The sequence below is a fragment of the Pseudomonas sp. HLG18 genome, from assembly GCF_051903985.1.
GTDB lineage: Bacteria > Pseudomonadota > Gammaproteobacteria > Pseudomonadales > Pseudomonadaceae > Aquipseudomonas > Aquipseudomonas fluorescens_BT.
This window is the reverse complement of the sequence record NZ_CP195831.1, coordinates 2500759-2519988: the sequence shown is the minus strand read 5'-3', so window position 1 is coordinate 2519988 and position 19230 is coordinate 2500759. Positions and strand designations below refer to the sequence as shown.

The 19230-nt window shown below is 60.4% G+C and carries 18 protein-coding genes; 7 read left to right on the top strand and 11 right to left on the bottom strand.

Annotated features, from left to right (window positions below):
- Positions 1 to 72: 72 nt before the first annotated feature.
- Together ptrR and ACSPX5_RS11450 are read left to right on the top strand one after the other, a co-directional pair.
- Positions 73 to 954, top strand: a complete 882-nt coding sequence (gene ptrR / locus ACSPX5_RS11455) for a putrescine utilization regulator PtrR (RefSeq protein WP_039767672.1) — start codon at positions 73 to 75, stop codon at positions 952 to 954.
- An 88-nt stretch (positions 955 to 1042) separates the two neighbouring features.
- A complete protein-coding gene (locus tag ACSPX5_RS11450; RefSeq protein ID WP_439821732.1) occupies positions 1043 to 1705 on the top strand; it encodes a M24 family metallopeptidase in 663 nt (220 codons plus the stop codon).
- A gap of 93 nt (positions 1706 to 1798) precedes the next feature.
- Here ACSPX5_RS11450 and ACSPX5_RS11445 read toward each other — a convergent pair whose 3' ends face one another.
- The 7 genes from ACSPX5_RS11445 to ACSPX5_RS11415 form a co-directional block, all read right to left on the bottom strand.
- On the bottom strand, positions 1799 to 2422 hold the full coding sequence (locus tag ACSPX5_RS11445; RefSeq protein ID WP_439821731.1) for a glutathione S-transferase family protein: 624 nt from the start codon (positions 2420 to 2422) through the stop codon (positions 1799 to 1801).
- A gap of 99 nt (positions 2423 to 2521) precedes the next feature.
- The gene (locus ACSPX5_RS11440) at positions 2522 to 3937 is read right to left on the bottom strand and encodes a purine-cytosine permease family protein (RefSeq protein WP_439821730.1); all 1416 of its coding nucleotides are present in this window, start codon (positions 3935 to 3937) and stop codon (positions 2522 to 2524) included.
- Positions 3938 to 4334: 397 nt separating this feature from the next.
- Positions 4335 to 5483: an acetylornithine deacetylase gene (gene argE / locus ACSPX5_RS11435; RefSeq protein ID WP_439821729.1), complete on the bottom strand. Its 1149-nt coding sequence runs from the start codon at positions 5481 to 5483 to the stop codon at positions 4335 to 4337.
- Positions 5480 to 6157 carry a DUF1028 domain-containing protein gene (locus tag ACSPX5_RS11430; RefSeq protein ID WP_169430723.1) on the bottom strand — a complete coding sequence of 226 codons (678 nt, stop codon included), beginning with the start codon at positions 6155 to 6157 and terminating at the stop codon, positions 5480 to 5482. Before ACSPX5_RS11430 ends, argE begins: the two co-directional genes overlap by 4 nt.
- A gap of 119 nt (positions 6158 to 6276) precedes the next feature.
- Positions 6277 to 6693 (bottom strand): RidA family protein, encoded by a 417-nt coding sequence (locus tag ACSPX5_RS11425; protein WP_007950460.1) that lies wholly within the window; start codon positions 6691 to 6693, stop codon positions 6277 to 6279.
- A gap of 58 nt (positions 6694 to 6751) precedes the next feature.
- Positions 6752 to 8059: a flavin-containing monooxygenase gene (locus tag ACSPX5_RS11420; protein ID WP_439821728.1), complete on the bottom strand. Its 1308-nt coding sequence runs from the start codon at positions 8057 to 8059 to the stop codon at positions 6752 to 6754.
- 261 nt (positions 8060 to 8320) lie between these two features.
- A complete protein-coding gene (locus ACSPX5_RS11415) occupies positions 8321 to 9139 on the bottom strand; it encodes an alpha/beta fold hydrolase (RefSeq protein ID WP_169430721.1) in 819 nt (272 codons plus the stop codon).
- Between the two features lie 180 nt (positions 9140 to 9319).
- Here ACSPX5_RS11415 and ACSPX5_RS11410 point away from each other — a divergent pair, with 180 nt between their 5' ends.
- Positions 9320 to 9769 carry a winged helix-turn-helix transcriptional regulator gene (locus ACSPX5_RS11410; protein WP_439821727.1) on the top strand — a complete coding sequence of 150 codons (450 nt, stop codon included), beginning with the start codon at positions 9320 to 9322 and terminating at the stop codon, positions 9767 to 9769.
- A gap of 148 nt (positions 9770 to 9917) precedes the next feature.
- Positions 9918 to 10466, top strand: a complete 549-nt coding sequence (locus ACSPX5_RS11405; protein ID WP_169430719.1) for a hypothetical protein — start codon at positions 9918 to 9920, stop codon at positions 10464 to 10466.
- 78 nt (positions 10467 to 10544) lie between these two features.
- On the opposite strand, the gene ACSPX5_RS11400 is transcribed toward ACSPX5_RS11405, so the two are convergent.
- Entirely contained in the window at positions 10545 to 11588 is a 1044-nt protein-coding gene (locus ACSPX5_RS11400) for an LLM class flavin-dependent oxidoreductase (protein WP_439821726.1), read from the bottom strand.
- 68 nt (positions 11589 to 11656) lie between these two features.
- Positions 11657 to 12142, bottom strand: a complete 486-nt coding sequence (locus ACSPX5_RS11395; protein WP_169430717.1) for a flavin reductase family protein — start codon at positions 12140 to 12142, stop codon at positions 11657 to 11659.
- A gap of 325 nt (positions 12143 to 12467) precedes the next feature.
- Between ACSPX5_RS11395 and ACSPX5_RS11390 the strand changes: the two genes are divergently transcribed.
- Complete coding sequence (locus tag ACSPX5_RS11390; RefSeq protein ID WP_169430716.1) at positions 12468 to 13874, top strand: purine-cytosine permease family protein; 1407 nt, start codon at positions 12468 to 12470, stop codon at positions 13872 to 13874.
- A 251-nt stretch (positions 13875 to 14125) separates the two neighbouring features.
- Entirely contained in the window at positions 14126 to 15226 is a 1101-nt protein-coding gene (locus tag ACSPX5_RS11385) for a polyamine ABC transporter substrate-binding protein (RefSeq protein WP_439821725.1), read from the top strand.
- Between the two features lie 42 nt (positions 15227 to 15268).
- Here the strand turns inward: ACSPX5_RS11385 and ACSPX5_RS11380 are convergent, their stop codons facing one another.
- The gene (locus tag ACSPX5_RS11380) at positions 15269 to 16246 is read right to left on the bottom strand and encodes a TerC family protein (RefSeq protein ID WP_439821724.1); all 978 of its coding nucleotides are present in this window, start codon (positions 16244 to 16246) and stop codon (positions 15269 to 15271) included.
- A gap of 159 nt (positions 16247 to 16405) precedes the next feature.
- Between ACSPX5_RS11380 and ACSPX5_RS11375 the strand changes: the two genes are divergently transcribed.
- On the top strand, positions 16406 to 17389 hold the full coding sequence (locus ACSPX5_RS11375; protein WP_439821723.1) for a Dyp-type peroxidase: 984 nt from the start codon (positions 16406 to 16408) through the stop codon (positions 17387 to 17389).
- Between the two features lie 34 nt (positions 17390 to 17423).
- Here ACSPX5_RS11375 and ACSPX5_RS11370 read toward each other — a convergent pair whose 3' ends face one another.
- On the bottom strand, positions 17424 to 19136 hold the full coding sequence (locus ACSPX5_RS11370; RefSeq protein ID WP_207866568.1) for an amidase: 1713 nt from the start codon (positions 19134 to 19136) through the stop codon (positions 17424 to 17426).
- Positions 19137 to 19230 lie beyond the last annotated feature (94 nt).

The following is a 19230-nucleotide window of genomic DNA, read 5'->3' as shown; positions in this document are numbered from 1 at the left end:
CAGAGTAGGGTGGTGTTTGGTTTCTGGAAACTGAATAATAAAGAGCGTTTCTTTCACGATTGGAGAATGACTGTGGATCTGGTGCAACTGGAAATCTTCAAGGCCGTGGCCGAGCACGGCAGCATCAGTGCGGCGGCGGCGCAGATCCATCGCGTGCCGTCGAACCTGACGACCCGCATCAAACAATTGGAGGAAGACCTGGGCGTCGATCTGTTCATCCGCGAGAAAAGCCGCTTGCGGCTGTCGCCGGCCGGCTGGAGTTTTCTCGAGTACGCACGGCGGATTCTCGATCTGGTTCAGGAAGCCCGCGCCACGGTCGCCGGCGAAGAACCTCAGGGTGCATTCCCGCTGGGTTCGCTGGAAAGCACGGCAGCGGTACGCATTCCCGGATTGCTGGCGACCTATAACCAGCAGCATCCGAAGGTCGATCTGGACCTGTCGACCGGACCCTCCGGGACGATGATCGACGGTGTGCTTTCGGGTCGTCTGGCCGCTGCATTTGTCGATGGTCCGGTGTTGCACCCGGCGCTGGAAGGCATTCCGGCATTCGAAGAGGAAATGGTCATCATCTCGCCGCTGCATCATGGGCCGATCCAGCGTGCTGCGGACGTGAATGGCGAGAACATTTACGCGTTCCGTTCGAACTGCTCCTATCGCCATCACTTCGAAAAGTGGTTCAGCACCGACGCTGCGGTGCCCGGCAAGATCTTCGAAATGGAGTCCTATCACGGCATGCTCGCCTGCGTCAGCGCGGGCGCCGGTCTGGCTTTGATGCCGCGCAGCATGCTGCAGAGCATGCCCGGCTGCGCGACGGTGAGTGTCTGGCCGCTGGCGGCGGATTTCCGCTATCTGACGACGTGGCTGGTATGGCGGCGGGGTACGGTTTCGCGCAGTCTGAGTATGTTTGTGCGCTTGTTGGAAGAGCGCGGTGTGGTGCGTGCAGAAGAGAATTGATGCTTTGTGTCATGGTTGTATCTTAGGCGTCCTGTACCGCAATATAAAAAACTATACAGCGCAAGCGATTAGCCAGAAGGAATCAGCGATGACCACAGCCCTGAGCGGTAAAGAAGCAGTAGGTGAGCGTTTTGTGCTGGAAACCATGCGCCACGCCCAGCAGTTGACCTGGAAGGCCGTGGACGAGATCGCCAAGGTGATCAAACCCGGCATGCGCGAATCCGAAGCCCATGCGCGGGGCAAGGAAATCCTTGTCGAACTGGGCATGGACCGAATCTGGCACCCGCTGCTGATCCGTTTTGGCGCCAACACGCTGAAGACCTTCAAGGAGCGCTCCGAAGGCGATCCGATCCTGGGTGAAGAGGACATTTTCTTCATCGACATGGGCGTGGTCTGGGAAGGCCACGAAGGCGATGCCGGGGCGACGTTCGTCACCGGGTCCGATCCGCAAATGATTGCCTGCGCAGCCGCCTCCAAAGAACTCTTCGACAAGGTCGAGGCCTTCTGGCGTCAGGGCGTAACCGGTGTCGAACTGTATCGCTACGCCACCGATCAGGCCGAGGCCATGGGCTGGAAGCTGAATCTGGACATCAAAGGGCACCGGGTCAGCGATTTTCCTCACGCGATCTATCACGGCGGCAATCTGGGTGACTTCGAACAGGCTCCGAATGCCGGTGTGTGGATTCTGGAAATCCAGATCGAACATCCTGAGCTTCCGTACGGCGCCTTCTATGAAGACCTGCTTATTTGATTGAACAAGTGTGCCCGATTCAGCGTCTTCATCGTGCCCTCGGTGGCGGGCACGTCAGTAGCGCCGCGAGGCGTTCAAAAAAAATGACCGGAATCATGGCGTGCCGTTGCGTCCATGCAATCGGTAAGCGGGGCGCTGATTCAAGCGTTCGTAATAAGCGCTCACCGCCGGCAGATGCGGATGTTCCAGCGGCGTCTCGAACCAGCGATTGACCGACAGGCCGACAGGGATGTCAGCGAGGGAAAACTGCTCGCCGCTGACATAGGCACCGGTCTTTTGCAGCTGCCGGTCGAGGATCTCCATGTGCCTTGCCCACTCCCGGCAACCGGCCGCGAGCGCAAGGCTGTCCTGATGCGCGGGTGAGTGGCGTACCAGTGACATGAACGCGTACGACCAGGACTTGTTCAGCTCCGAAGCCTGCCAGTCGATCCATTGATCCACCCGTGCGCGGGCGCGCGGCTCGCTCGGGTAAAGTGGTTCGCCGTCATAGCGCGACGCCAGATAGCGAATGATCGAGTTCGACTCCCACAGCGTGAAGTCATCGTCCTGGATCACCGGCACCATCGCGCAGGGATTGAGTGCGAGGAACTGCGGTGTCAACGTCGACTGAAAACCCGAGCCCCAATCTTCGCGTTCGAAGGGAAGGTTCAGTTCAGCACAGGTCCACAGCACTTTGCGCACATTGATCGATGAGGCTTTGCCCAGAATTCGCAGCATGGGATTTCCATTTCCGGTTGTCGTCGGGCGTAAAGAAATAGCACAACGCAAAGCAGAAGGCCCGCACAGGGCGGGCCTTGTTGGTGCATCGTGTCAATCTCAGAGACTGCCCGCCAGTTTTCCCGAGGTCAGCCGCCGGCGATAAGCACTGTCACGACTGGCCAGCCAGAAATACAGCGGCGACGTCACCAGCAATCCCACCAGCCAGGAAAGGTCCGCGCCGTTGATGTGCGCCGACACCGGCCCGACGTACAGCGGCGTGTTCATGAATGGAATCTGCACCGCGATACCGATCGCATAGGCCAGCAAGGCCTGCGGGTTGTAACGGCCGTAGATGCCGCCGTCGACCTGGAAGATCGAGCCGATGTCGTACTGGCCTTTGTGGATGGCGTAGAAGTCGATCAGGTTGATCGCGGTCCACGGCACCAACACCACCAGCAGCACCAGCACCATGTCGACGAAGTGGCCGATGAAGTCTGCCGAGGCGCCGACCGCAGCGAAGCAGCAGGCCAGCAGGACGATGATCGAAATCACCGCGCGGCTCTTGGCGGTCGGAATCCAGCGGTAGGCGAAGGTCTGCACCAGGGTGATCAGCGACAGCACCGCGCCGTACAGGTTGAGGGCGTTGTGGCTGATCACGCTGAGCAGGAACAGCACCAGCATCAACGGGCCAATGGCGCCGGTGGCGAGTTTCACCGCGTCCATGGTGTCCATGCCCACCGGCGTTGCCAGCACGTCGACGGCGCCGAACACGAACGACAGGCTCGAACCCAGCGCCGATCCCAGGTAGGTCGTCCAGAAGGTCGCCGCCACCGGTACATTCGCCGGCAGGTAACGCGAGTAGTCCGACACGTAAGGCGCAAACGCGATCTGCCACAGCGCTGCCAGCGACACAGTTGCCAGCCAGCCCGAGAGGTTGAAGCTGCCGCGAGTGAGGAAATCATCGGTCTGGATATGGGTGAGGATGTAGCCGAAACCGACCACGATGCCGATCCCCAACACCCAGGTGCCGATGCGGTTGAGCACATGGATGAAGCGGTAACCGATGATCCCGATGATCCCCGAGCCCAGGGCGCCAATCACAATGCCAACCGGCACCGGAACGCTGTCGACCACGCCATGCAGCGACTTGCCGGCGAGCACGATGTTGGAGGCGAAGAAGCCGATGTACATGACGCCGGCAATCAACACCACCAGCAGTGCGCCGAGGGAGCCGAATTGCGCGCGACTCTGGATCATCTGCGGGATGCCCATCTGCGGGCCTTGCGCCGAGTGCAGCGCCATCAGCACACCGCCGACCAGATGGCCGACCAGAATGGCGACGATGCCCCACACCAGATTCAGGTGAAACAACTGCACGCCCAGGGCGCCGGTGACGATGGGCAACGGCGCGATATTGCCGCCGAACCAGAGGGTGAACAGATCCCGAACCTTTCCGTGGCGATCTTCGGGCGGCACGTAGCCGATCGTGTGTTTTTCAATGAGCGGTGCGGACGTTGTTGCAGAGGTGGCCATGACGAACTCCAAGGCAAGGACGAGTACGTGGACGTACTTCAGTAAGCGCCGGCACGGGACGGCGCATTTCTTGTTGGGGTTGATCATGGGCAAGGAACGGGGAGAGATAAATGAGTAGTTTTGTTGCTTCAGACGTTAAAAAAACGAGCTTCGTTTTTCTGTCGTAACCGCTCTGTTTCGGGTCTTTCGTGCATGCAAGCGCGAACGCAGCCGACCTCCCCAGGAGCAGCTGTCTGTCGGTTGCGGCACATCGAAAATCTGTGCCAGTCGCTGGATTACTGTGGGAGCGGGCTTGCCCGCGAAGAGGCCATCAGCCTCAACATAAGCAGAGACTGATCTGACCCCATCATCGGAGCGCCGCCCGGACCAAGTCCGCCCCCCCAGCATGGGGCAGGTGTCAAAGGCGAATCGAAGCCAGCATCCGTTGCATCATCTCATCGCAGGCCTTGAGCTGATCGCGGCTGACGAACTCGTCCGGCTTGTGGCCCTGATCCATGCTGCCGGGGCCGCACACCACCGTGGGAATACCCACGGCGTCGAACAATCCGCCTTCAGTGCCAAAGGCCACGGTGCCGAAATCGTCCGAGCCACAGAACGTGGCGATCAGCTCCGCAGCCTGGCTTCGGGCGTCAGTCGCCAGCCCCGGATAGGCCGACAATTCGCTGAAGCGAATATCGCTCTGCTTACTGACCACCCGCATGCGCGGCAGCATTTGCTGTTCGGCGTAGGCCTGGAGTTGTTGTGCGACGAGTGCCGGATCCTGCGAGGGCAGGGCGCGGATTTCAAAGTCGAAACGGCAGTCGGCGGGGACGATGTTCAACGCCTTTCCACCGCTGATCACGCCGGTTTGCACCGTGGAATACGGCGGGTCGAAACGCGGATCGAGGTGTTCATCCTTGAGCTGTCGACCGATGCGGCCCAGTTCGCCGATCAACTCGGCGGCGTATTCGATGGCATTCACTCCGAGTGGCGCGTAAGCCGAGTGACAGGCGTGACCCTGAACATCGCAACGCATCGCCAGTTTGCCCTTGTGCCCAAGCACCGGTTTGAGTTCGGTCGGCTCGCCGATGATGCACAACAGCGGTTTGACCGGACGTTGCTCCAGCACCTTGAGCAGCGAGCGCACACCGAGGCAGCCGACCTCTTCGTCATAGGACAAAGCAATGTGCACCGGCATACGCAACGGTGCTTCGAGCAACGACGGCACCAACGCGAGCACGCAGGCGATGTAGCCCTTCATGTCCGCCGTGCCGCGACCGTAAAGCTTGCCGTCGCGCTCGCTGAGTTCGAACGGCGCGAGCGTCCACGGCTGGCCATCGACCGGTACCACATCGGTGTGCCCCGACAGCACGATGCCCGGTTGATCGGCCGGGCCGATCGTGGCGAACAGATTGGCCTTGCTGCGCTCATCGTTGTAGATCAACTCGCACGGCACATCGAACCCTTCGAGGTAGCTGCGCACGAAGTCGATCAATTGCAGGTTGGACTCGCGGCTGGTGGTGTCGAACCCCACCAGCGTCTTGAGCAACGCGACGCTGTCGCTCATCGGTCGTCTCCGGCAACCCCGTAGCCCGGCGCCTTGGCCGGATCGAGGGCGCGGTCGATGTAGTCCTGCAGCTGCGGGCGATAGGCGTCCCAGAGTTTTTGCAGTTGGCCGATCGGGTCTTCATCGGCCCAGTCCACCCGCAGGTTGACGATGGGCCAGGTCAGTTCGCCGACCACGACCACGGCTGCCGAATGCACCGGGCCCGCTTCACCGCCCAGGGCCTGGGCGGCGTGCAAGGCCTTGATCAGGCGGTCGGCCAATTGGCCTTCGCCATCCTCGAACGCGCTGACCATGGCTTCGATCACTGAGCGCCCGGCGAGCATGTTGCCCGCCGCCACGCATTGCTCGCCGGATACAGCGTTGTGCACGCCCAGGGTTTGCGCGCCGCTGAAATGCGCGGTCTGGCCGAGGTGGTTGATCGCCGTGATCTGCCGGTACTGACTGTAGCCGTTACGGGTCAGCACCTTGTCCAGCGCCGCCTCGGGCGCCAGGCCTTGCTCCATCAAAGCGAGCACTTCCGGGCCGAGGGAGGGCAGGGTGATGTTCTGGCTCGACACCGCGCCGACACCCGGCAACAACCAAGGGCAGCGGGCGCCGACGGCGATGCTGGAGGAACTGATGGCGATCCCGAACTGACCGGTTTCGGGGCAACGTGCTGCGATGGAAAATGTCATGTCTTTACTCCTTGTTTGTCTGAGCTGGCCTCATCGCGAGCAGGCTCGCTCCCACATTTGGAACGCATTTCCCTGTGGGAGTGAGCCTGCTCGCGATGGCCGCAACTCGGTCTGCCGACTTACTCAGGGATCACGGCCACCACATCGATTTCCATCAGCCACTGCGGCTGACCCAGGGCCGACACCACCAGCCCGGTGGAGATCGGGAATACGCCCTTCAGCCATTTACCGACTTCCTGATACACCGGCTCGCGGTAGCGCGGATCGATCAGGTACGTGGTGGTCTTGACGATGTGGCTCAGGTCGCTGCCGGCCTCTTCGAGCAATTGCTTGACGTTGCGCATGGCCTGTTCGGTCTGCGCGCGCGGGTCGCCGAGGCCGACCAGTTCACCGTCGAAATTGGTCCCGACCTGGCCACGGACATACACGGTATTGCCGGCACGCACGGCCTGGCACAGGTCGTTGTCCAGGGTCTGGTTCGGGTAGGTGTCCTTGGTGTTGAACATGCGAATGCGGGTGTGGGTTGGCTGACTCATGTGAGGCTCCTGACGAAATCGGGCCCGGCGCGACGGGCGCCGGTATTGAAGAGGGAAATCAAGCGTCGACGGTGTCGACAGCGTTGTTGTGCAGCGCGGCTTCGCGTTGTTCGGCATCGCGATAAGCCAGGTATTTGCGCTGGGTGGCGATGTGATCGGCTACGTGCCTGGCGTCGTGCCACACGCCCCAGATGAACGAGGATCCACGTCGCGACTGCCACGGCAGACCGAGGAAATACACACCCGCTTCGCTGGACACGCCGCGCTGGTGCTGCGGCTTGCCGTTGTCATCGAACGCGGCGACTTTCAGCCACGAATAGTCCACGGCAAACCCGGTGGCCCAGATGATCGAGGTGATGCCGGCGGCGGCCAGATCGAGATCGGCCAGCGGGTTTTTTACGCATTCAGGATCCGGATACGTCTCGCGGGCTTCCGGTTCCAGCGGCAGATCCAGACCGTTGCGTTCGATGTAGGCGTCGGCAGCATCCAGCAGCGCGAGGTAGTTCTCGTCGCCACGCTTGAGGTTGTCGCGCAGGTCCTGTTTGAAGGTCACCACGCCGTTGCTGAATGATTCGGTAACGCCGACCAGGGTCATGCCGCGATGGGCCAGACCACGAAAATCGATGGTGCGGCCACCGTGGGCGCCGCTCACGGCGATGGTCACGTGCTCGCGGCCGGGTTTCATCGCGGCCTGATCCCACTCGCCGAGCACGCCCAGCCACCAGCAGAAATCACGGTTGCGGTAAGCGCGAGGAGGGCGGTCGTGGGCGCCGACCGAGAGGTAAACCTGCTTGCCCGAGCGCTGCAATTCATCGGCGATCTGCACGCCCGACGAACCGGCACCGACCACCAGCACTGCACCGGCCGGCAGCTGTTGCGGGTTGCGATAGTCGGCCGAGTGAATCTGCAGCAGACGCTCATCTTTTGGCGCAATGGCCGGGATCACCGGACGCTGGAACGGACCCGTCGCAGCAACGACCCGGGCCGCTTCAATCACGCCCTCGGAGGTCTCGACGGTAAAACCCGGACGCCCGACATTGCGCACCACGCTTTTCACATCGACGCCGGTGCGGATCGGCGCATTGAATTTCTTCGCATAGGCCTCGAAGTAATCGGCGACGCGTTCCTTGTGGGCGAAACCGTCCGGATCGACATCATCGAATTCCATCCCCGGAAACCGGTCGTGCCACGCCGGACCGTTGGCCACCAGTGAGTCCCAGCGCCCGGTGCGCCAGCGTTCGGCAATGCGGCTGCGCTCCAGCACCAGGTGCGGCACCCCGAGTTTGCTCAGGTGTTCACTCATGGCCACACCCGCTTGACCGGCGCCGACAACAAGCGTGTCTGTTTTTATTATTTCAGTGGTCATCTCTGATCCCTTCTCACGAGGCCGTTGGATTCAGGTCGCTGTCGACCTGTTCTCTGTGCTTGGGATCAGACTAGGGAGGGGGTGGTTATCGGTAAAATATTATTAAGCTGGCATGTGAAGATAAAAACGTGATGCAGAGGCCTGAACATCCCGAAAACACGGGGCCTCGCTATGGCGCCGGAAGACTGGACAACGAAAAAAGGGGCCGTCGACAGGTGTGTCGGCGGCCCCTTTTCAGATGGCGCTCGATTTACATCGGATTCAACGATTGAGGAACGCCAGCAGGTCTTCGTTCAATGCCTGCGCATGGGTCACGGCGAAGCCGTGCGGTGCGCCGGCATACACCTTGAGCTCGGCACCCTTGATTTGCTCGGCGGCGCGTTTGCCGGTGGTTTCGAACGGGACGATGACGTCGCCGTCACCATGGATGACCAGGGTGGGTACATCGATTTTCGCCATGTCCGGACGGAAGTCGGTTTCCGAGAATGCGGTGACGCAGTCCACGGTGCCTTTGAGCGAGGCCAGCAGGGCGATGTTCAGGGTTTGTGTCAGCACACCGTCCGAGACTTTCTGACCCTTGTCGAGGCCATAGAACGGCGTGTTGAAATCAGCGATGAACTGCGCGCGATCTTTTAAAAGACCCGCCTTGATCCCGTCGAACACCGACTTGTCGACGCCTTCGGCAAAGTCCGGCTTCTTGCCAAACAACGGCGTCACCGCGCCCAGCAACACCAGGCCGGCGACTCGCTCGCTGCCGTGGCGTGCGATGTAGCGGCTGACATCGCCGCCGCCCATGGAGAAACCGACCAGAGTCACATCACGCAGATCCAGGTGCTCGATCAATTGCGCGATATCGTCGGCGAAGGTGTCGTAGTCGTAGCCGGTCCACGGCTGCTCGGAGCGGCCGAAACCGCGACGGTCGAAGGCAATGGTGCGGTAGCCGCGGCTGCTCAGGTATTCCATCTGGTATTCCCACATGTCGGCGTCCAGTGGCCAACCGTGGCTGAACAGCACGGGCCGGCCGCTGCCCCAGTCCTTGAAATAGATTTCGGTGCCGTCTTGAGTCGTGAACGTGCTCATGGAAACTCCTTGGGTGTAGGCCTGCGTGGATGCCGTGATGGCAACGATCACTATCGCGGCAAAGCGCTTCAGCCACTTGTACGCAGGTGCTAAGTTCGTGGCGCACGGTGTTATCGCTTTTGCAACGTGAGTTGTAAGATGCAACCACAGCCCATCTGTCGTTTGCCGGAGATACCCGAAATGAAGCGCAAAAGCCTTGCAGGCAATGCCTGTCCGGTTGCCCGTACGCTGGACCTGATCGGCGACTGGTGGTCGTTGCTGATCATCCGCGATGCACTGGAAGGCATTTGTCGTTTCAGCGATTTCGAGAAGAGCCTGGAAATCGCCAAGAACATGTTGAGCGTGCGGCTCAAAGGACTGGTGGAACGCGACATCCTGCGCCTGGTGCCGGCGTCCGATGGCAGCGCCTACAAGGAATACGTGCTGACGGAAAAGGGCCGGGCGTTGCAAACCGTGATTGTTGCGCTGTCGCAGTGGGGTGGTGAGTTCATGTTCGAGCCAGGCGAGTCGGGCTCGGTGATGGTCGATGCGCAGAAGGGGCAACCGATCCGCAAGCTTGAGTTGATGTCAGCCGATGGTCGAGTGCTTGCGCCGCAGGACGTGGCGACGAAATTGTGCGTTGAGCACTGATTTCAGCCGCTGGCCTGATTGACGGTGCGTATCAGCATCGCCAGGGTGCTGAATCGATGGATTGACGCCAAAATAGTGGCCATCTAATATCGCGCCGCTACTTTGATAACACTTTTGTACTGTTGCGCTGATTAGGGAAGATTCATACGTGAACAAACGTGCACTCGCCACTTTGACCTTGGCGTTCGCGCTTGCAGGCTGCCATTCCAACGTTCGGGACTCGTCTCCCAATCTGCTGAAAGACGGTGTCCAGTTGCATCAGAATACGGTGGCGGTCGATGCGCAGCACGCCAAGGTTGTGATGAAAGCGTCGGGCTCGACGATTCCGGTGGAGTTTTCAATCCGTCGTGCAGACGATCCCGACCGCCGCATGGAGGAGGTGGGAACCGTTGTGGATTCGGGGCGAGGCCAGGTGTTCGGCTGGATTGCCAAGCTCAACGAAGTGGGCAACAGCGCAGTGGCCAAACGCTTCCCGCAACTGGAAACCCAGGCCGATGCGGATAAGACGCTTGAAGTATCGGGCTATGCAAATGGCCCTCGCACCGGCGTTCTCCATACCTGCGGGCCAGTGAGCAATTCGTTTACGCCAGAGCGCGGCAAAACCTATCTGGTGGAGTTTCAATTCATTGGCGACAACTGCGTGCAACATGTCTTCGACATTACCCGTCCCGAAAAGCGTATTCCTGTGAAGAGCTGACCTGCTGAATCGGAACCTGGATACGAAACGCAAACGCCCCGAACATCTCGGGGCGTTTTCGTATGCCGGGCAGCAGGTCTATCTGAACGCCGGCACCACATGCTTGATAAACAGCTCCAGCGACTTCTTCTTCTCCGCGTGCGGCAAGCTGTTGTCACACCAGAAGCTGAACTCATCCACCCCCAGTTCCTGGTAGTACTTGATCCGCGGAATGATCTCTTCCGGCGTGCCGATCATGGCGGTCTTGTGCAGGCTCTCCAGCTCAAATTCCGGACGCCCGGCAAACTTCTCTTCCGGGCTCGGGGCGAGGAAGCCGTTGACCGGTACTTCCTTGTTGCCGAACCACGCATCGAACGTGCGGTAGAAACGTGAGATGGCTTTCGCACCCACCTTCCAGCCTTCCGGGTCATCCACTGAATGCACGTGGGTGTGGCGCAGCACCATCAATTGCGGACGCGGCAAATCGGGGTTGTTGTCCAGCGCCGTCTGGAATTTGTTTTTCAGGTCGAGGACTTCTTCGTCGCCCTTCATCAACGGCGTGACCATCACGTTGCAACCGTTGGCTACGGCGAAGTTGTGCGAGTCCGGGTCGCGGGCGGCGATCCACATCGGTGGGTTGGGCTTCTGGATCGGTTTCGGTACGCTGGTGGAGGTGGGGAATTTCCAGATCTCGCCATTGTGGGCGTAGTCGCCTTGCCACAGGGCGCGGACGACCGGGACCATTTCCCGCAGGGCCTGGCCGCCGGATGAGGCAGGCATGCCGCCAGCCATGCGGTCGAATTCCACCTGATAGGCGCCACGGGCCAGGCCGACTTCCATCCGGCCGTTGCTGATCACGTCGAGCAAGGCGCATTCGCCGGCCACCCGCAGCGGGTGCCAGAACGGCGCGATGATGGTGCCGGCGCCCAGGTGAATGGTGGTGGTCTTGGCGGCGAGGTAGGCCAGCAGCGGCATCGGGCTCGGCGAGATGGTGTATTCCATGGCGTGGTGTTCGCCGATCCACACAGTGCTGAAACCGCCGGCCTCGGCCATCAACGTCAGTTCGGTCAGGTCTTCGAACAGTTGACGGTGGCTGACGCTTTCGTCCCAGCGTTCCATGTGTACGAACAGGGAAAATTTCATGACGCTACCTCGAATCTCTTGTGGTCGGCCGGTCGCATGCAGGCCTGTTTAAGTGCAATCGTGGGGGATCAGGCGAAGGCGGGCAGGGCGCCCATCTTGCCGTGGCAATACACCAGCGGGCCGGCGTCCTGTTGAGGGACGATGAGGTTTTTCACCGCGCCGACCATGATCGCGTGGTCGCCACCTTCGTATTCGCGCCACAGCTCACATTCGATGATAGCTGTCGCGTTGGCCAGGATCGGATTGCCCAGTTCGCTCAGCGTCCACTCGATGCCCTGCGCCTTGTCCTTGCCTTTGCGGGCGAACGCATAGGCTTCGCTCTGCTGGCCGCCGGACAGTACGTGAATGGCAAAGCGTCGGTTCTTGATCAGGACGGGATAGGAATCGGAGCTGTAATTGGGGCAGAACAGCACCAGGGCCGGATCCATCGACAGCGAACTGAAGGCGCTGGCGGTGAGGCCGACGATCTGGCCGTCGTCATCAAGCGTAGTGATGACGGTGACGCCGGACGGGAACGAGCCCATGACTTGTTTGTAGACGGCAGCATCGATCATTGGTCAATCCTCGAGTGCGGTGAAGCGTGTTTTTATTCGTTTGTGGGTCTGATGGTATACCGTAATACATCGATTGCAAGCGCTTTTTTGGTGAAACGATAAACGTGGTTCTTCCGTCGGAAACTCAACATTTACGGGCCTTTCGTCTAGCCGTAAAGCCTGGCTATCAGGGAGGATGCCGGATCAGATGCCGTCGTAAACAGCGGATCAGTCTTGTGAAAATGTTGGAATACCATAATATGGTGTTCATCTGAGGGGCGGCCAAGAAGCGTCCCCGGTTTGGCTTCATACAACGATAAGAACAGACCCAATCGAGTTCATTTTTATGTCCCAGATGTCCCGGCAAGATCCGTTGATCGAGAATCACACGGTCGACTACGTCCCACTCGCGGAACGCCACGGGAAGGCCCGCGACCTTTTCACCCTTTGGTTCAGCACCAACATTGCGCCACTGCCCATCGTCACCGGCGCCATGGTGGTCCAGGTGTTTCATCTCGACCTGTTCTGGGGGCTGCTGGCGATTGCGCTGGGGCACATGATCGGCGGTGTGGTGATTGCTTTGGCGTCGGCACAGGGACCGCGCATGGGCATTCCGCAGATGGTGCAAAGCCGTGGTCAGTTCGGGCGTTACGGTGCGCTGCTGATCGTGTTCTTCGCGGCGATCATCTATATCGGTTTTTTCATTTCCAACATCGTGCTGGCCGGCAAATCCATCGTCGGCATTGCGCCGTCGGTGCCGGCGCCGCTGAGCATTCTGATCGGCGCCCTCAGCGCCACGGCCATCGGCGTGATCGGCTACAACTTCATCCACACGCTGAACCGCATCGGTACCTGGGTGATGGGGAGCGCGTTACTGGCCGGGTTCATCTACATCTTTGCCCATGACTTGCCGGCCGACTTCTTCACTCGTGGCAGCTTCAATCTGTCGGGTTGGCTGGCGACGGTGTCGCTGGGGATCATCTGGCAGATCAGCTTCTCGCCATACGTATCCGACTATTCGCGCTACCTGCCGGCGGACATCGGTATCAGCAAGCCGTTTATCGCGACTTATCTGGGCGCAACGCTGGGCACGATTCTGTCGTTCACCTTTGGTGCGGTGGCGGTGCTGGCGACCCCCGAAGGCACCGAAGCGATGGCGGCGGTCAAGCAGTCCACCGGTTGGCTGGGGCCGATTCTGATGGTGTTGTTCCTGCTCAACATCATCAGCCACAACGCGCTGAATCTGTATGGCGCGGTGTTGTCGATCATCACCTCGATCCAGACCTTCGCCAGCCGTTGGACGCCGAGCATCAAGGTGCGGGTGGTGCTGTCGAGTGTGGTGCTGGCGGGTTGCTGCGTGGTGGCGCTGGGCGCGTCGGCGGACTTCATTTCCGAATTCATCGGATTGATTCTGGCGTTGCTGCTGGTCCTGGTGCCGTGGGCGTCGATCAACCTGATCGACTTCTACCTGATCAAACGCGGCCGCTACGACATCGCCTCGATCTTCCGTGCCGATGGCGGGATCTACGGGCGTTTCAATCTGCACGCGATCATTGCCTATTTCATCGGCATCATCGTGCAGCTGCCGTTCGCCAATACCTCGTTGTACGTCGGCCCTTACGCCAACCTGGTGGAAGGCGCGGACCTGTCATGGCTGGTCGGCCTGCTCGTGACCTGCCCGTTGTATTACTGCCTGGCGACTCGCGGGCACACTCAGAAGAGCACGGCGACGCGGCTGGGCTATACCGACTGATCGCTCGCAGGCTGTTCAACAACGCCCGGCACTTTGCCGGGCGTTGTTGTTTGAGCATTCGGGCGGTCACGCAAATTGGCCAGATCGATCCCCTTTTGGCCAACCGGCTACTGTGCTGCGGCTACGCTGTCGGCAAGAATCGAAGCCACAACTAAATGCTGCACCTTCCTTGCCCTTGGCTGACCTGACAGCCGCTGCCGTGTACAGAACATAAAAACCATCGACTCACGCCGCATTCGGGGAAACACAACATGGTCACGATGAAACGCATTCTGGGCGCTACTGTTTGCGGTTTGACGCTACTGGCCGGCGCCGCACACGCCGAGCAGCGCGAACTGCGGGTATACAACTGGGCGGACTACATCCTGCCGTCGGTGCCCAAGGACTTCGCCGCCAAAAGCAACATCAAAGTGACCTGGGACACCTTCGACACCAACGAATCCCTCGAAGCCAAACTGCTGACCGGCAACTCCGGCTACGACCTGGTGGTGCCGTCGAACCAGTTCCTCGATACCCAGATCAAGGCCGGTGTGTTCCAGAAACTCGACAAGTCCAAGCTACCGAACTGGAGTCACCAGGACCCGGCGCTGCTCAAGTTGCTCGACGCCAATGACCCCGGCAATCAGTACGGCGTGCCCTACATGGTCGGCACGGTGCTGATCGGTTTCAACCCGGCCAAGGTCAAGGCTGCGCTCGGCGAGAATGCGCCGGTGGACAGCTGGGATCTGGTGTTCAAACCCGAAAACATGGAAAAACTGAAATCATGCGGCGTGGCGATGCTCGATTCACCATCGGAAATCCTGCCGCTGGCCTTGCATTATCTCGGTCTGGACCCGAACAGCCAGAACCCGGCCGACTATGAGAAAGCCAAGGACCTGATGCTCAAGGTTCGTCCCTATGTCACCTACTTCAACTCGGCCAAGTACATGACCGACATCGCCAACGGCGACATCTGTGTGGCCATCGGTTATTCCGGCAGCTTCTACCAGTTCGGCAACCGCGCCAAAGAGGCGAAAAACGGCGTGGTGGTCGACTGGCGCCTGCCGAAGGAAGGCGCGCCGATCTGGTTCGATACCTTCGCCATTCCGAAGAGCGCCAAAAACGTCGAGGAGGCCCATGAGTTCCTCAACACGCTGCTGGATCCGAAGGTGATTGCGTCGATCAGCGACTTCCTCGGCTACCCGAATGCCAACAAGGATTCGCTGCCGCTGATCAACAAGGAGATCACCGGCAACCCGAACCTGACACCGACCAGCGAAGCGTTGAAGACACTGTACGTGGTGCAACCGTTGCCGCAGAAACTGGAGCGGGTGCGGACCCGGGTCTGGACCAGCATCAAGTCGGATAAATAAGCTCAAGGTCGCGGGAGCGAACCACGTTCGCTCCCGCGGCCGTTATTTCGCCTGACTTTCTTCAGGCGACTTGTCCTTCGTCAGGATCAGACTCAGCAACACCGATGTCAGAATTACCCCGCCGACAATCGCCAGAGACCATTCCACTGGCGTGTGAAACCACGGCATCACCGTCATCTTGCCGCCGATGAACACCAGTACCAGCGCCAGTCCGTACTTGAGCAGATGAAAGCGGTCGGCCATGTCCGCCAGCAAAAAGTACAGCGCCCGCAGACCCATGATCGCGAAGATGTTCGAGGTGAAAATGATGAAAGGATCGGTGGTCACCGCGAAAATCGCCGGGATGCTGTCGACTGCAAACATCAAGTCGCTGGCCTCGATCAGCACCAATACCAGAAACATCGGCGTAGCCCAGCGCACACCGTTTTGCCGCACAAAAAAGCGCTCGCCATGGAAGCTATGGGTGATGCGTAAGTGTCCACGAGCCCAACGCACAATCGGATTTTTTTCCAGATCCGGCTTCTGATCGGCGAACATCAACATCTTGATCCCGGTAATGATCAGGAACACACCGAACACATACAGCAGCCACGTGAACTGCGACACCAGCCAAACACCGGCGAAGATCATCGCCGCGCGCATCACGATCGCCCCCAGTACGCCGTACAGCAGCACCCGGCGCTGCAACTCCGGCGGCACGGCGAAGTAGCTGAAGATCATCACGAAAATGAACATGTTGTCGATCGACAGCGACTGCTCGATCAGGTAACCGGTGAGGAATTCCAGGGTCTTGACCTTGGCGATTTCGGGCCCGAGTTCGCCACTGAGGTACCACCAGAGCAACCCGGCGAAGGCCATCGCCAGCATGCACCAGGCGATCACCCAGGCTGAGGCCTCACGTACCGAAACCCGATGCGCCTTGCGCCCACCGAAGACGAACAGGTCAACGGCCAGCATGGCGAGGACAAAAACGATGAAGGCGGCCCACATCCAGGGTTCGCCGATGTTGATGGGATGCATGCCGTTCTCCCTGTCTTTATGTTTTTCGGGGTAGACGGGGCCATGCTAGTGGGAGCCTTCCGGCAAAGAAAAATCGTTTATTTCGTGGGTATTGTTCGTGAATAACGAAGTGTCGGTCGACACGGGCAGAGCGCGGGTAATACTTCATTCAGCACTTCTTTGCTAACCTCGCTGTCGAGTCAGTCCACCACTCCGGGAGCTACGATCATCGACACGCCAGATCCTCAAGCCGTCTGCAGCCCGATCACCAGCGCTGCCATATTCATCGTGGCGACCCTCAACGCCGAAGCTGAGGCCGCCGAAAAAGTCCGCGGCTGGTGCGCCGATATCGCAGGGCTGACGCGCTCGGTCGGCAAGCGCGTCCCTTCTGGAAACTTGTCCTGCGTTTGCGGGTTTTCTTCCAGCGCGTGGGATCGCCTGTTCGGCAGTCCACGCCCCGCGTCCCTGCACGACTTCCGCGAATTCGGCGTAGAAGGGCGGCGCGCCGTTTTCACGCCGGGCGATTTGCTGCTGCACATTCGCGCCGATCAGATGGACCTGTGTTTCGAACTGGCGACGCAGCTGATGTCGGCGCTGGACGGCGCCGTTACTGTGACTGATGAAGTGCAGGGTTTCCGCTATTTCGACATGCGCAGCATCATCGGTTTTGTCGATGGCACGGAAAATCCGGTCGGCCGCAAAGCCGAGCATTTCACCCTCGTGGGCGATGAAGATCAGCCGTTCAGTGGCGGCAGTTACGTGCTGGTGCAGAAGTATCTGCACAACATGAAGGCGTGGAACGAATTGTCAGTCGAGGCCCAGGAGCGGGTAATCGGGCGCACCAAACTGTCCGATATCGAGCTGGATGACTCGGTCAAGCCGAGCAATTCCCACAGCGCCTTGACGACCATCACCAAGGACGGCGAGGAAGTAAAAATCCTGCGCGACAACATGCCGTTCGGTCGACCCGGCGCTGGGGAGTTCGGCACTTACTTCATTGGCTACGCGCGTTCGCCGGAACCGCTGGAGCAGATGCTGGAAAACATGTTCGTCGGCAAACCGCCGGGCAACTATGACCGGCTGCTGGACTTCAGCACGGCGGTCACCGGCAGTCTGTTCTTTGTGCCTTCGGCGGATTTACTGGAAGCGTTGGCAGAAAGATAAAGAAAAGGCGGGATCGAAAGATCCCGCCTTTTTCTTATTTGCCGGTTGCCAGTGCTGGCGTACGCGGCGGCACCAGACGTCTCGAACCGGTCGCCTCGAACGCCGCCGCCAGTCGCAACAGTGTCGAATCGTCATAGGCACGTCCGGCAAACGTCAGCCCGACCGGCATGCCGATGTCGGCCATCACGCCCATCGGCACGGTGACGGTCGGCACGCCGAGGTGGCGGATCGCGAGGTTGCCGTTGGCGACCCAGATGCCGTTGCTCCAGGCGATGTCGGCCGAGGCCGGGTTGACGTCGGCGTCGGCCGGGCCCACGTCGGCGTTGGTCGGGAACAGCACGGCGTCGAGGCCGAGGCGATCCATCCAGTCTTCGAGGTCGAGCTTGCGGGTCTTCTCCAGGCCGCGCAGGCCATCCGGCAGCGTCGGGATCTGATCCCACGGCGTGATGCCGCGCTCGGCCATGCGCACGTATTCGTCCATGCCGGCGGCGAGGTCGCCTTCACGGTTGGGCAGGGTGCCCGGGTCATGCGGAAAGATTTTCGGCCCGTCGACGTCCGCCAGACGGTTGAGTTTCGGGTCGCCGTTGGCGCGCAGGAAATCATCGAAGGCCCAGGCCGACAGATCCCACAGTTCGTGGTGCATGAACTCCTTTGAGACGATGCCGCGATTGAACACGGTCGGCGCGCCCGGACGATCGCCTTCGCAGTTGGACACCAGCGGGAAATCCACTTCGATGACTTCGGCACCGGCCGCTTCGAGGGCCTGACGGGCCTGTTTCCACAGATCGATCACCGAGGCGCGGGTGTTGATGCGTTGCCCGGTCGGGCCGCCGATTCCCGGATTTTCACTGGTGCCGGCCTCGGGGTCGGCGTTGATGTACATGCGCGGCACGCCCAGGCGTTTGCCGGCCAGTGCATCACTCTTCACCGCCAGATCGAGGTAAGAAGCGGGGCGCACCGAGGCCACGCTCGGGATCGGCACCCAGGGTTGCAGGCGCCACAGGTCGCCACGGGTGTCGGTGTCTTCGGCAACCACCACGTCGAGCACTTCCAGCAGGTCGGCCATGGTGCGGGCGTAGGGCACCACCACGTCCATGGTCGGTGTCAGCGGCCAGTTGCCGCGTACCGAGATCACACCGCGCGAAGGCGTGTAGGCGCACAGGCCGTTGTTCGAGGCAGGGCCGCGACCGCTCGACCAGGTTTCTTCCGCCAGACCGAATGCCGAGAAGCTTGCAGCAGTGGCGGTGCCCGCACCGTTGGACGAGCCGGAAGCAAACGGCGCAGTCAGATAAGCGGCGTTGTACGGGCTTTCGGCCCGACCGTAGACGCCGCGTTGCATCCCGCCATTGGCCATCGGTGGCATATTGGTCTTGCCGAGGCAGATCGCGCCGCCCGCACGCAGACGCTCGATGGTGAACGCGTCGCGTTGGGCCACCAGATCGGCGAACGCCGGACTGCCGGACGCAGCGGTCAGGCCTTTGACCAGATAGCTGTCCTTGGCGGTATAGGGGATGCCGTCCAGCGGACCGAGGGTTTCGCCCTTGGCGCGACGGGCATCGGAGGCCTGGGCTTCCTTCAGGGCATCGGGGTTGCGCACGATCACCGCGTTCAGGGCGGTGGCGGTGTCCGGGCCGTCATAGGCATCGATACGCGCCAGATAGGCCTGAACCAGTTCAACTGCCGTGGTCTGGCCGGATTCGAGCGCTGCGCGCAGTTGGGCAATGGAGACTTCAGTGACTTCGATCATGCTGTTACCGCCGACAGGTTCGCTAAAGGGTGGTTGATCATTGTTATCGTCGAAACGTGTCAATCATTCTTGATGGACGAAACTCTACCCTGAA